Consider the following 12,842-nt stretch of genomic DNA (forward strand, 5'->3'; position numbering starts at 1 on the left):
CGCTCGTCGACGAATCGGCGAGCGCTACCGAGATCATCGCGGCGCGCTACCGAGATCAGCTCGAGAGCAGGTTGTGCTCCTCGGCGAGGCGCACGGCATCCTGACGCGACGCGACCCCGAGCTTCGCGAGCACGGCGGCGACGTGGCTGTCGACGGTCCGCACCGAGACCACGAGTCGCGCGGCGATCTCGGCGTTGGTGAGGCCGTCGGCGAGCAGCCGCAGCACGTCGAACTGCCGGTCGGTGAGGCCGTCGGGATTTCGACGGGTGAGGCTCGAGGGGCCGCGCGGGATGCTTCGGACGCCGCGGTCGCGCAGTTCGGCACGGATCCGGCGGGCGAGCGGTCGTGCCCCGATTCGATCGAGGATGACGAGCGCCTCCAGCAGGTCGGCGTCGTCGGGGCTCTCGGCGAGCGCGACGGCCTCGTGGTAGGGACATCCGGCCGCTCGCCAGAGGTCGGCGGCGCGGCGCCACTCACCGCGCGCCTGCACGGCGAATGGATGCTCCCCCTCGGGCGCTTCGACCTCCGCGCCCGCCCGGCGCAGCAGTGAGGCGAGCTCCGCCCGGAGATTCTCATCCTGCCGACGCACCGCCTCCTCGTGCACGGGAAGGGCGATCGCGCGCACCGCCGCCCGATCGCCGCGGAGCAGCGCGGCCTCGGCGCGAGCCGCGGCGGCCGGGCCCGTGCGCTGCAGCTCACCGAGCCGTTCGGCCACCAGCGTCGCCTCCTCGAGCGTCGACTCGCCGTCGGGGTCGCCGCGGCGGATTCCGACCATGCCGATGATCGTGAGCGCGACGCAGTACAGCTGCGGCATCGCCTCGGTCTGGTACGCGGCCGCTGCAAGGGCCTCGTCCCATTGCGCTCGCGCGAGGTGCAGACGCCCGCGTTCGGCCTGCTGGTAGGTCCACAGTCCGAAGACCTCGGTGCGCTCCGAGAGTTCGAGCGCCGGCTCGAGGTAGCGCTCCGCGAGGTCGAGGCGGTACTGGTCGAGCAGGCTCCAGACGAGGTTCACGTGTGCACGGGCCGCGTCGTCCATGAGGTTGGCAGCGACGGCGATCTCAGCGGCCTCGAGCAGCTCCGCGATGCCATCGTCGCGCGTCTGCAGCATGTGCGCGGTGCCGAGGTTGTTGAGCGCATGGGAGAGCGCCCTCGGTGCGCCGACCGCCCGCGCGATCCCGGCGGCGCGCGACGCGAGGTCGATCGCCCGAGGCAGTTCGTGGGCGAGCATCGCGAGCTGCGCCTCGTTGCTCAGCGCCAGCGCGAGCAGCCCCCGGTCGTCCGATTCGGCGAGCGCCGCCGACGCCTCGCGACCGGCCTCCTCGGCGGCCTGTCGATCGCCCGCGAGCCACTGGAACCGTGAGAGCCAGCGAAGGCTCGCCCCCAGCGCGGTGAGGTCGCCCCGCTCGCGCCGGAGGCGCACGACCTCGGTCTCGGCCGTCACCGACTCGGGTCCCTGCCCGATCGTGTACGCCTCGATCGCGTACCCCTCGATGAGCTCGCATCGCTCGACCGCGTTGTACCGGTCGAGGTGGTCCAGTACCGTGCGGAAGTGCGCGGCCGCCTGCAGGTGCGCGCCGGATGCCTGGGCGTCGCGCGCGGCGCGCGGCGCCCAGGCGACGACGATGTCGAGGTCGCCCGCCGCGAGCGCATGGTGCACGAGCGTCGACGGGTCGGCGACCCCCGACGCGAGCAGTTCGACGAGCACCCGTCGCTCGAGCTCGATGCGACGGGAGGCCGGGAGCGCATCGACGATCGCCCGGCGTGTCAGCTCATGGCGGAACCGAACGCTCTCGGGGTGGACCTCCAGCAGCCCGGCCTCCTCGGCCGTCCGCAGCGCACCGGCCGATCCCGGGATCAACCTCGCGAGCAGGGTGGCGTCGACCGCCGACGGCAGCACCGCGAGCTGCTCGACCCGTTCCTGCGTCACCTCGTCGAGGCGGCGCAGCCGGCCGGTCACCGCGTCGACGACCGTGGGAGGCACCGCGGCCTCGTCGGCCGAGGCGACGAGTTCGGACACGAAGTACGGGTTGCCCTCGGTCATCGAGTAGACCCGATCGGGGTCGAGCCCGCTGCCGGCGGTCAGTGCACCGACGGCATCGGCCGAGAGGTGCCGCAGCGCGATGCGCTCGACGCGGTCACCGTGGCCGAGGTCGCCGAGAAGCCGGCCGAGCGGATGGTCGCGGTCGAGCTCGTCGCGGTAGGTGAGCACCAGGGCCGCGGGCAGGTCGTCGATCCGACGAGTGAGGAATCGGAGCGCGTCGAGCGTGGCCTCGTCGGCCCAGTGCACGTCCTCCACGATGAGCACAGTGCCGCCCGGCGCAGCGAGTTCATCGCGAAGCGCCTCGAATACGTCCTCCCGGTCGCCGGCACGAAGGGCCTCGCCCAGCCGCGATCCGACCGACGACGCGAGGTCGCGCAGCGGCCCAAGGGTGCGCGGCGTCGACATTGCGTCGCACGCCCCGACGAGCACCCGCGCCCCGTCGGGCACGGCGGACCGCAGCGCACCCACGAGGCTGGTCTTCCCGATGCCCGCCTCGCCGTGGACCAGCACGACCCGCCCGCGTCCGGCCGCGGCGTCACGCGCGGCGGCGAGGAGTTCGGCGAGCTCGGATTCACGTTCGAGCAGGTCCCTGCCCATGGAGCGAGCATGCACTCGGGGGGCCTGCGCCGCAACCGGGCCGGCCCTGAGTCAGGGTGGATCAGAGACCCGAGTACGCGTGCAGGCCCTTGAAGAAGAGGTTCACCACGGTGAAGTTGAAGAGCACCGTCGAGAAGCCGATGATCGCGAGCCAGGCCGAACGCGAGCCGCGCCAGCCGCGCGTCGCGCGCGCGTGGATGTACCCGGCGTAGACCACCCAGATGATGAAGGTCCACACCTCCTTGGTGTCCCAGCCCCAGTAGCGGCCCCAGGCCTTCTCGGCCCAGATCGCGCCGGCCATGAGGGTGAAGGTCCACATGATGAAGCCGATGATGTTGACCCGGTAGGCGAGGTTCTCGAGCGAGACCGCGTCGGGCAGGGTCGCGAGGAAGCTCGCCTTCACGGCCTTCGCCGAGGCGATCACGGCCTCGCGGCGGGCCTGCATGAGCTGCACGACCGACAGGGCGAAGCCGAGAGCGAAAAAGCCGACGGAGGCGCTGGCGACGAACACGTGGATCACGAGCCAGATCGACTGGAGGGCCGGCGGCAGCGGGATCGGGCTCACGTAGAAGTTGATCGTCGCGATGCCGAGCAGCACGAGCACGAGGCCGGTGACGAAGGTGCCGAGGAAGCGCAGGTCCTGCTTCGCCACGACGAGCACGAGCAGGAACACCGTCGTGATGATGAGCGTGCCGGTCAGGGCGAACTCGTACATGTTGGCCCACGGCACCCGGCCCGCGGCGAGCCCGCGCAGCACGGTGCCCGAGAGGTGCAGCAGCCAGGCGAGCACCGTCATCGCGACGCCCACGCGCAGTGCGGGCGAACGTCCGTAGGCGACGGATGCCCCGGCGCCCGGGCCGCCCGCGGCGCCGAGCTTGACCTTCGCCGGTCGCGCCGAGTCGGTCGACGCGGTCGCGCTCGCCGCGCTCGCCTTCGCCGCCGCGGCGGCCTGGAGCACCCCGACCGGCTCGGGCGTCTCGGCCGTCAGTGCGGGCGAGGCATCCCCCGCCGCCGTGGCCGCTGCCGAGCGCTTGGCGAGGTCGATCGAGAACGCGATGAACGCGATCGCGTACACGACCATGGCCGAGTACACGCAGAGGATGGAGATCTCGTCGAGCTGCACCGTTCTACCTTACGTCGAATGCGGGGTTGGTCTGGGGGTTACTTCGCATCGTCGGCCGGGCCGGCGTGCTTGTCGGCGAACGCCGTCACGGCGTCCTCGAGGGTGGGGTCCTCGCCGCGGGCGAGTGCGGCGTACTCGAGGGTGATGCGGCCGTCGGGCCCCGCGATCGCCTTCACCCACATGCGGCGACGCGGCACGAAGAGCGACACGAGGAGGCCGCCGAGGATGAGCGCCGCGAAGACGAGCACCCAGATCTGCGTCGGGTCGTGGTGGATGTCGAAGCTCGCGAAGCGCGGCACGCTGTTCGAGTAGTCGCCCTCGGCGGCGTCGGGGTCGGCGTTCTCGAAGGTGACCGTGCCGAGCCCGTTCGGCAGCTCGGTGGTCTCGCCCGGCATGAGCTCGATCGAGTCGACGCCGGTGTCGCCGCCGGTGAGCTGCTCCATGGTCGAGGGGTCGAGCGTGTACACCGAGGTGGGCTTGCCCTCGTTGATGCCGAGGTCGCCCTGGTACACGTTGAGCGTCAGCACCGGGTACACGAGGTCGGGGTAGGTCGAGGCGTAGGCGCCGGTGTCGAGCGTCTCCTGCGTCGGGTAGAAGAAGCCGACCATGCCGAGCTGCTCGGGCATGCCGTCGGGCACCTTCACGACGCCGATCGAGGTGAGGTTCGCGTCCTGCGGGAGGAACGGCACCGAGTCGGTGAACACGACCTCGCCGTCGGCGTTCTTCACCGTGATCGTCGGCGCGTAGCCGTTGCCGAGCAGGTACACGTCGGTGCCGTGCGTGTAGAGCGGCTCGTTGACCTTGACAGTGCGGTCGGCGCTCTCCTCGCCTTGGCCCTCCACCGTGACGTGCGCGGTGAAGTCGATCGGCTGGCCGAAGGCGTTGCGGTTCTCGGTCTCGTAGACCGCGTCGAGCTCTCCGAGGGAGAGCCGGTACGGCTGCAACCGGGAGTCGTCGAAGAACCGGCCGGGGTTGAACGAGTCGTACGCGGCGAGCGTGTTGACGAAGGTCTGCCCCTCGACGATCACGCGCTGCCCGGAGAACCCGAAGCCGCCGCCGAAGCCGACCGCGACGAGCACGCCGAGCAGCGCCGTGTGGAACACGAGGTTGCCGGTCTCGCGCAGGTAGCCGCGCTCGGCCGAGACCGAGAGCACGCCGCGCTGCTCGTACCGCTCGACGCGGTAGCCGGCCTGGCGCAGCTGCGTCGTGGCGGTCGCGATCGCCGTCTCGGCGTCGATGCCCTCGGGCGCGGTGCGCCCGGTGTAGCCCGCCAGGCGCGAGAGCCGCGCCGGCGTGCGGGGCGGCCTCGCCCGCAGCGCCTCGAAGTGGTGCTTCGTGCGCGGGATGATGCAGCCGATGAGCGACACGAACAGCAGCAGGTAGACGGCCGAGAACCACGCCGAGGTGTAGACGTCGAACATCTGGAAGCCGTCGAGGATCGGCGCCAGCGTCGGGTTGTCGTCGAAGTACTGGGTGACGCCGTTGGGGTCGCTCGAGCGCTGGGGCACGAGCGAGCCGGGCACCGCGGCGATCGCGAGCAGGAGCAGCAGCAGCAGGGCGGTGCGCATGCTCGTCAGCTGCCGCCACGCGAAGCGCAGCCAGCCGACGAAGCCGAGCTTGGGCTGGTTGACTCCGTCGCCGCCGGCGCCGCCGGGCGCGGATGCCTCGGGCTCCAGCGAATCGATGTGATCGGCCGGCCGCAGCGGGTCGACGCCGTGGGTGTCAGAGGACGAGATCGATGCCACTCATCACTCCTTGCAGTTCGCTCATCCAGGCGGTCCAGAGGCCCGACACCATGATCAGTCCGATCACGATGAGCATGCCGCCGCCGATGAGGTTGATGGTGCGGATGTGCCGGCGCAGGAACGCCAGCGACCCCGTCACCCAGCCGAAGCCGAACGCGACGAGGAGGAAGGGGATGCCGAGGCCGATGCAGTACGCGAGCCCGAGCAGCGCACCGCGCCCGACCGACTCGCTGTTGAGGCTCAGGCTGAGCACGGCGGCGAGGGCCGGCCCGATGCACGGGGTCCAGCCGAGGCCGAACACGATGCCGAGCAGCGGCGCGCCCGCGAGGCCCGTCGCAGGGCGCCAGCTCGGCTTGAACTGGCGCTGCATGAAGGTGAACTGGCCGATGAAGACGAGGCCCATGCCGATGAGCACGAGGCCGAGCACGCGCGTGATCGGATCCTGCCAGGCCCGCAGCCATGCCCCGGCCGCACCTGCGAGCGCCGCGTAGATGAGGAACACGACCGTGAACCCGGCGATGAAGAGCAGCACGCCCAAGAGCAGTCGACGGCGATTGCGTCGTTCGGTCTCGGCGTCGGCCGAGGCATCCGTGAAGCCCCCGATGTACCCGAGGTAGCCCGGCACGAGCGGCAGTACGCACGGGGAGAGGAACGAGATGATGCCGGCCGCGAGCGCGATCGGGACCGCCACGATGAGCTGGCCGCCGAAGACGATCTCGCCAGGGGACACCTCAGCTCTCCTCGGCGAGGAGGTCGTCGATGATCGACGAGAGGATCGAGGCCTCTTCGAGCTGGCCGAGCACGCGTGCGGCGACGCGGCCCTCCTGGTCGAGCACGATCGTCGTCGGCACGGCCGCGGGCGGCACGCGCCCGGCGAAGGCGAGCTGCACCTCGCCCTCGTTCACGTCGAGGATCGAGGGGTAGGTCACGCCGTAGTCGTCCTCGAAGGATGCCGCGGTGCCGGCCTGGTCGCGCACGTTGACGCCGACGAAGCTCACCGCGTCGGGGTCGACCTCGGAGTACACGTCCTCGAGGATGGGCGCCTCGACGCGGCACGGGGCGCAGCCCGCGTACCAGAAGTTGACGACCTGCACCTGCCCCGAGGCATCCGCGGAATCGTAGGAATCGCCCTCGACGGTCTCGCCCGCGAACTCGATCGGCTCGCCCCGCTCACCCGCGGGGTAGACCGAGATGGTGCCGTCGCCGGCGATGTAGTTCTTGCCGCTGCCCTCGCGGAACTGGTCGGCCAACGGGTCGCTCGCGCATCCCGCGAGGGTGAGCATCGAGGCCACGGCGAGCGCCGCGACGAGTGCATTCTTCTTCACACCGCTCCAACGTCGGTCGCCTGTGCGGCGAGGCCCGCCGCGGGATCGGTGTAGCCGACCTCGACGAAGCGGCGCCCGGCGGCACTGCCCGCGGCTCCCTGCATCTCGAGGGTCGTGATGCTCGACAGCGCGCAGCGCCGGCGCCGCGGGTCGTGCGAAAGGCGCTCGTTCGCGAGGTGGCGGTGCACCATCCAGATCGGCAGCTGGTGGCTCACGATGACGACGTCGCCGCCGTCGGCCGCGTTCCACGCGTCCTCGACGGCGGCCATCATGCGGGCCGCGATCGAGCCGAACGGCTCGCCCCAGCTCGGCTCCCACGGGTTCACGAGCAGACCCCAGTTGCGGATGTCCCGGAGCGCGCCGCCCGGACCGCGCATGCGCTTGCCCTCGAAGCGGTTCTCGGGCTCGATCACGCGCTCGTCGAGCGTCGGCTCGAGGTCGAACGCGGCCGCGATCGGCTCGCCCGACTGCTGCGTGCGCTGCAGGGGCGAGGTGATGAGGGCCGAGACGGGGCGCCCCCGAGCGACGAGGTCGTCGGCCGCGGCCTTCGCCATCAGACGGCCGAGGTCGCTGAGCCCGTAACCGGGAAGTCGACCGTAGAGCACGCCCTGGGGGTTGAACACCTCGCCATGGCGCACGAGATGAATCTGCTCGGCCGGCACGGGTTCCAGTCTAGAGAGCCGGATCCTTTGAATCCGCCGAGTATCCGGCGCGGAAAGTCGCCCGTAACCCCCGCAGGTAGGATGGACGATCGTGAACAACCGCACCCTCGTCAAGAACCTCGCCGCGCTCCCCGACGGCCCCGTCACCGTGTCCGGATGGGTCGAGACGGTTCGCGATCAGAAGAAGGTGCAGTTCGTCATCCTGCGCGATGAGACCGGCGCCGTGCAGCTCGTGAACCCCGCCACGCGCGAGCTCGACGAGAGCCAGCAGGGCGACGCCGAGGCATCCGCCCGTCTGGCGACGACCGAGGCGATCTCGGCGCTCGCGCACGGCTCGTTCATCACCGTGACCGGTGAGCTCAAGCACGACGAGCGGGTCAAGCTCGGCGGCATCGAGGTCAAGCTCGCGACGCTCGACGTCGTGACCGCCGCCAACCCCGAGACGCCCATCGCGGCCGACTCGAGCCTCGACAAGCGCATGGACTGGCGCTTCCTCGACCTGCGCCACCCGAAGCAGAACCTCATCTTCCGCATCCAGACGACGTTCCTGCACGCGCTGCGCGGCGTCTGGGTCGAGAAGGGCCTCATCGAGATCCAGACCCCGAAGCTCATGGCCTCGGCCTCCGAGTCGCGCGCCGAGCTCTTCGAGGTCGACTACTTCGAGGGCAAGGCGTACCTCGCGCAGAGCCCGCAGTTCTTCAAGCAGATGGCGCAGGCCGCCGGCTTCGGCGGCATCTTCGAGGTCGGCCCGGCCTTCCGCGCCGACCCCTCGTTCACGAGCCGCCACGCGACCGAGTTCACCTCGATCGACACCGAGATCAGCTGGATCGACTCGCACGAAGACGTCATGGACCTCCACGAGGAGCTCATGGTCGCGGGCTTCCAGGCCGTCGTCGACAAGCACGGCGCCGAGATCCAGGAGTTCTTCGGCATCGAGCTGCAGGTTCCGAGCCGTCCGTTCCCGCGCATCCCGCTCGCCGAGGCGAAGCAGATCGTCGCCGACCACGGCTACGTCATCCCGCGCGCCGACGCCGACATGGACCCCGAGGGCGAGCGCCAGATCTCGGCGTACGTCAAGGAGACCTACGGCCACGACTTCGTGTTCCTCACCGACTACGCGTCGAGCATCCGGCCGTTCTACCACATGCGCCACGAGGGCGACCCGAGCCTCACGAACTCGTACGACCTCATCTACAACGGCGTCGAGATCTCGACGGGCGCGCAGCGCGAGCACCGCATCGACGTGCTCGTCGAACAGGCGCGCGACAAGGGCATGGACCCGGAGGAGCTCGAGTTCTACCTCGACTTCTTCCGCTACGGCGTGCCGCCGCACGGCGGCTTCGGCATGGGCCTCGCGCGCGTGCTGATGCTCATGCTGGACGAGCACTCGATCCGCGAGACGACGTACCTGTTCCGCGGCCCGACGCGCCTGCTTCCCTAGGGGTGACGCAGAGCCGGCTCCTGCCCGAGGAGGCGTCCACGCGGGCGCTTCCGCGGCTGCGCCCGCTGCGCGTCGCGACGGTGGCGATGCACACCGCCGTCGGCGCGCAGCTCGTGATGCCGCTGCTGCTCATCGCCTACCTCGTCGGCTCGCTGCTCCTGACCGGCGGCCGGGTGCGGCCCGAAGCATCCGAGCTCTGGGATGCACTGCTGCCCTCACCGCTCTTCACGGTTCCCGAGTGGCTGCCCCTCGGACTCGCCATCGTGTCGACTGCGGCCACCGTGGTGCTCATCGCGACCCGGCGGGTCTGGTCGGATGCCTCGGCCATGGGCGTCGTGAACACGGGCGCGGCGAGCGCGGGATCGAGCTGGGCCTTCATGGTGCTGTCGGGCGGCGGGTCATGGCTGCCCATCGCGCTCTTCGGCGGCAGCGCCGTGCTCGCCGTGACGAGCGAACTGCTCGGCTCACGCCGCTGGTCACGGCTGCGAGCGGCGGGGCTCCTGCCCAACATGACCGGCGTGAACGGCGTGACGCTCGGTCGGGACGAGAACGGCGTCGGCCCGGCGACGTATCGCATCGAGATGCCACTCCTGTGGCACGACACCCGCTTCGAGGACGAGCGCACCACCCCGAGCCTCGTGGGGCCGTTCCAGCGGCTGCTCCGGCGGATCGTCGGGCAGACGGGCGGCACGGCGCCGGCCCGGCACGCAGAGGAGGGCGCCACCGCGACCGTCTCCGAGGTCGACCTGATCGTGTTCCTGCCACCGTCGACGACGCCCGAGACCGCGCCGATCACGATCACGCTCTCGCGCATCGCCGTTCGCGCGGGTGCTCCCTTCGACGAGATGGTCGCGGCTCTGGCCGGGACCCGCGCGCACGAGCTGCGGGCCCGTCGCGCCCTCGTGTTCCGCTGGCGGCGCGACCTCGACCCCGGGGCCGCCCGCTCGCGCCGCGAGATCGGGTACGCCTTCCCGGCGCCCGAGGGTCGCGTCGTGGAGGGGCTCCTGTTCCGCGTTCAGCTTCGTCCCGAGCACTACACGCCGGACGTGACGACCGAGCTGCTCGAGGAGCTCGCCGACTCGATCATGGACACCTTCGCCTGGCGCTGACGCTTCCCCCGCCCCGACGGCGATAGCGTGAAGCTGCGCGAAGGGGGATGCCGCAGATGCCTCGACGACTCACCGCCACGCTCCGCGAGTGGTTCCCGCGCCCGTTCGCGGGCCTGACGAAGCGCAACCTGCTGCGCGAGGCCGGCGCCGGCGTGACGCTGCTCGCGATCGCCGTTCCGCTGAACATCGGCTACGCCCAGATCGTGGGGCTGCCGCCGACGGTCGGCCTGTACGCCCTCGTGCTGCCGCTCATCGTCTGGGCGCTGGCCGTGTCGTCGCGACAGCTCGTCGCCTCCCCCGACGCCGCGGCGGCGGCCCTCGTCGCCACGTCGATCGGCGGGCTCGCGGTCGCGGGCTCCGCCGACTACCTCTCGCTCGTGCTCGCCCAAACGGTGCTCTGCGGCGCGCTGTTCCTCGTCGCCGCGGTCTTCCGGCTGGGTTTCCTCGCCGACTTCCTCTCGAAGCCGATCCTCGTGGGGCTCCTCGCGGGGCTCGCGCTCGACATCCTCGTCGGACAGGTGGCGAAGATGCTCGGCATCTCGGTGCCGCCGGGCGGCGAGTTCTTCGAGAAGGTCCTCGCCCTGGTCGCGGGTCTCGGCAGCACGAACGTCTGGTCGGCGATCACAGCGGCCGGATGCCTCGTGGTGCTGCTGCTCGGCCGCCGCCTCGCGCCCGCGGTGCCGTGGGCGCTCGTCGTGCTCGTGCTCGCCACGCTCGCCACGACATTCGGCGGGCTCGAGGCGCGGGGCGTCACGACGCTCGGGCCGGTCGAGGGCGGCCTGCCCCAGCTGAGCTGGCCGGTCGTGGCCTGGACCGACTGGGCCGCCGTGCTGCCGTCGGCGATCGCCCTGTTCCTCGTCGGAGCCGGCGAGGGTCTGCTCGTCTCGCGGGCGTACGCCGACAAGCGCGGGTACCGGGTGAACGCGAACCGGGACCTGTTCGCGTTCGGCCTCGCGAACGTGGCATCCGGCACCACCGGGAGCTTCGCGATGGGCTCGTCGACGGCGCGCACCGCCGCACTCGACCAGGCGGGCTCGCGCACCCAGTTCCCGGCGATCGTCGCCGCCGTGGGCGCGACGCTGCTGCTCGTCTTCGGCACCGGACTGCTCGAGCACGTGCCCGGCCCGGCGATCGGCGCGGTGCTCGCGGTCGCGGTGCTGCCGCTCCTCGGCATCCCCGACTTCATCGACCTCTGGCGTCGCGACCGTGCCGAGTTCGCGATCGCCGGGGTCTGCTTCGGCGTCACGGTCGTGTTCGGATCGATCGTCGGCATCGGAATCGCGTTCGTGCTGGCGCTCGTGAACCTCGCCCGGCGGGCGGCGAGCCCCGACATCGACGTGCTCTCGCTCGACGAGTACGGCGCCTCCTCGGCCGAGGGCCTGCCGCTCGGGCGCACCACCGCGCCGGGCGTCGTCGTGGTGCGCCTGGCTGCACCGCTCTTCTTCGCCAACGGCACCGTGTTCCAGGACGCGGTGCAGCGCGCGGTCGAGTCGACCGAGGAGCCGGTGCGCCACGTCGTCTTCGACATGGAGGCGGTGAGCGACGTCGACATCACTGGAGCGGACGCGTTCGAGCGGCTGCGGTCGTGGCTCGTCGAGCACGACATCGACGTGAGCTACAGCCGGATGCGCCACGAGACCCTCGAGCGCATGCAGCACCTCGGGCTCCTGCACGACGAGCCGATCCACCACAGCAACCGCGAGGCGCTCGCCGCGCTCGGAGCGCGCCCCAGCTCGCCGGACCCGGGCACCCCGAGCCCGTAGGCTCGAAACATGGTCGACGTCACTCCGCTCATCCGCATCGAGGGCGGCACCTTCCGCATGGGCTCCGAGGAGTTCTACGCCGACGAGACCCCCGTGCACGAGCGCACGGTCGCGTCGTTCGAGCTCGAGCGGCACCCCGTGACGAACGCGCAGTTCGCCGCGTTCGTCGAGGCGACGGGCTACGTGACGGTCGCCGAGCGTCCCCTCGACCCGGCCGACTTCCCGGGCGTCGACCCCGCCGAGCTCGTGCCCGGCGGCCTCGTCTTCACGCCGACGGCCGGCCCGGTCGACCTGCGGGACTGGCGCCAGTGGTGGCGCTGGGGCGTGGGCGCGAGCTGGCGGCGTCCGTTCGGCGCCGACGGCCCCGACGCACTCCTCGAGCGCCCCGATCACCCCGTCGTGCAGGTGAGCTTCGAGGACGCCTCGGCCTACGCCGAATGGGCGGGCCGCCGCCTGCCCACCGAGCCCGAACTCGAGTACGCCGCCCGCGGCGGGCTCGAGGCTGCCCGCTTCGCGTGGGGCGACGACGAGACGCCCGACGGGCAGGTCATGGTGAACCGGTGGCTCGGGCACTTCCCGTACGAGACCTCGGTCGGCTTCGCCGGCACCTCCCCCGTCATGAGCTTCCCCGCGAACGGCTACGGCCTCTTCGACGTGACCGGCAACGTGTGGGAGTGGACGACCGACTACTACTCGCCCCGCCACCAGGTGCCCGGGCAGCAGGCCGTCGACGCCGGCGCCCGCGAGAACCTCCTCGCCGCGACATCCGCCGAACCCGGCTCACGCATCCCCCGCCGCGTGCTCAAGGGCGGGTCGCACCTCTGCTCGCCCGAGTACTGCCTGCGCTACCGCCCCTCGGCCCGTTCGCCGCAGGCCGACGACACCGCGACGACGCATATCGGGTTCCGCTGCGCGCGCACCGTCGACTGAGCACCAAGGCCGCCGGGTGCGAGCCCGCCGATCCGCGGTCTCTTCAGGAACAGCGCCTTGATGCCGTCGGTACGGGGTCCATCGCCCCGCTCATCCTGAGCGGTGC

Annotated in this window: 10 protein-coding genes; 4 read left to right on the forward strand and 6 right to left on the reverse strand. The window is 71.4% G+C overall.

All coding sequences use genetic code 11. From position 1 onward, the window contains the following. Window positions 1-55: 55 nt before the first annotated feature. The 6 genes from ACFVTR_RS18440 to ACFVTR_RS18465 form a co-directional block, all read right to left on the reverse strand. Entirely contained in the window at window positions 56-2,638 is a 2,583-nt protein-coding gene (locus ACFVTR_RS18440) for an ATP-binding protein (RefSeq protein WP_387039688.1), read from the reverse strand. 61 nt (window positions 2,639-2,699) lie between these two features. Next, window positions 2,700-3,719, reverse strand: a complete 1,020-nt coding sequence (gene ccsB, locus ACFVTR_RS18445) for a c-type cytochrome biogenesis protein CcsB (protein WP_387039763.1) — start codon at window positions 3,717-3,719, stop codon at window positions 2,700-2,702. A gap of 80 nt (window positions 3,720-3,799) precedes the next feature. Beyond that, window positions 3,800-5,506: a cytochrome c biogenesis protein ResB gene (locus ACFVTR_RS18450; RefSeq protein ID WP_387039691.1), complete on the reverse strand. Its 1,707-nt coding sequence runs from the start codon at window positions 5,504-5,506 to the stop codon at window positions 3,800-3,802. Beyond that, entirely contained in the window at window positions 5,484-6,236 is a 753-nt protein-coding gene (locus tag ACFVTR_RS18455; protein WP_387039692.1) for a cytochrome c biogenesis CcdA family protein, read from the reverse strand. The genes ACFVTR_RS18450 and ACFVTR_RS18455 overlap by 23 nt, the downstream gene beginning before the upstream one ends. Before the next feature lies 1 nt (window position 6,237). Then, complete coding sequence (locus ACFVTR_RS18460) at window positions 6,238-6,831, reverse strand: TlpA family protein disulfide reductase (RefSeq protein WP_387039694.1); 594 nt, start codon at window positions 6,829-6,831, stop codon at window positions 6,238-6,240. Next, complete coding sequence (locus ACFVTR_RS18465) at window positions 6,828-7,493, reverse strand: histidine phosphatase family protein (protein ID WP_387039696.1); 666 nt, start codon at window positions 7,491-7,493, stop codon at window positions 6,828-6,830. Before ACFVTR_RS18465 ends, ACFVTR_RS18460 begins: the two co-directional genes overlap by 4 nt. 91 nt (window positions 7,494-7,584) lie before the next feature. Here ACFVTR_RS18465 and aspS point away from each other — a divergent pair, with 91 nt between their 5' ends. The 4 genes from aspS to ACFVTR_RS18485 are packed head-to-tail and all read left to right on the forward strand — an operon-like array spanning window position 7,585 to window position 12,736. Further along, window positions 7,585-8,934 carry an aspartate--tRNA(Asn) ligase gene (aspS, locus tag ACFVTR_RS18470; RefSeq protein WP_387039697.1) on the forward strand — a complete coding sequence of 450 codons (1,350 nt, stop codon included), beginning with the start codon at window positions 7,585-7,587 and terminating at the stop codon, window positions 8,932-8,934. Between the two features lie 2 nt (window positions 8,935-8,936). Beyond that, complete coding sequence (locus tag ACFVTR_RS18475; RefSeq protein ID WP_387039699.1) at window positions 8,937-10,043, forward strand: hypothetical protein; 1,107 nt, start codon at window positions 8,937-8,939, stop codon at window positions 10,041-10,043. Window positions 10,044-10,099: 56 nt separating this feature from the next. Continuing rightward, complete coding sequence (locus ACFVTR_RS18480) at window positions 10,100-11,806, forward strand: SulP family inorganic anion transporter (protein ID WP_387039701.1); 1,707 nt, start codon at window positions 10,100-10,102, stop codon at window positions 11,804-11,806. A gap of 9 nt (window positions 11,807-11,815) precedes the next feature. After that, on the forward strand, window positions 11,816-12,736 hold the full coding sequence (locus ACFVTR_RS18485) for a formylglycine-generating enzyme family protein (protein WP_387039703.1): 921 nt from the start codon (window positions 11,816-11,818) through the stop codon (window positions 12,734-12,736). Window positions 12,737-12,842: the final 106 nt, after the last annotated feature.

The organism is Agromyces sp. NPDC058126 (genome assembly GCF_042884595.1).
GTDB lineage: Bacteria > Actinomycetota > Actinomycetes > Actinomycetales > Microbacteriaceae > Agromyces.

Bases quoted from the DNA above. Each gene is read 5' to 3' on its own strand.
- ACFVTR_RS18485 (WP_387039703.1), top strand. From the start codon at position 11,816: ATGGTCGACGTCACTCCGCTCATCCGCATCGAGGGCGGCACCTTCCGC.
- ACFVTR_RS18440 (WP_387039688.1), bottom strand. From the start codon at position 2,638: ATGGGCAGGGACCTGCTCGAACGTGAATCCGAGCTCGCCGAACTCCTC.
- ccsB (WP_387039763.1), bottom strand. From the start codon at position 3,719: ATGGTCGTGTACGCGATCGCGTTCATCGCGTTCTCGATCGACCTCGCC.
- ACFVTR_RS18480 (WP_387039701.1), top strand. From the start codon at position 10,100: ATGCCTCGACGACTCACCGCCACGCTCCGCGAGTGGTTCCCGCGCCCG.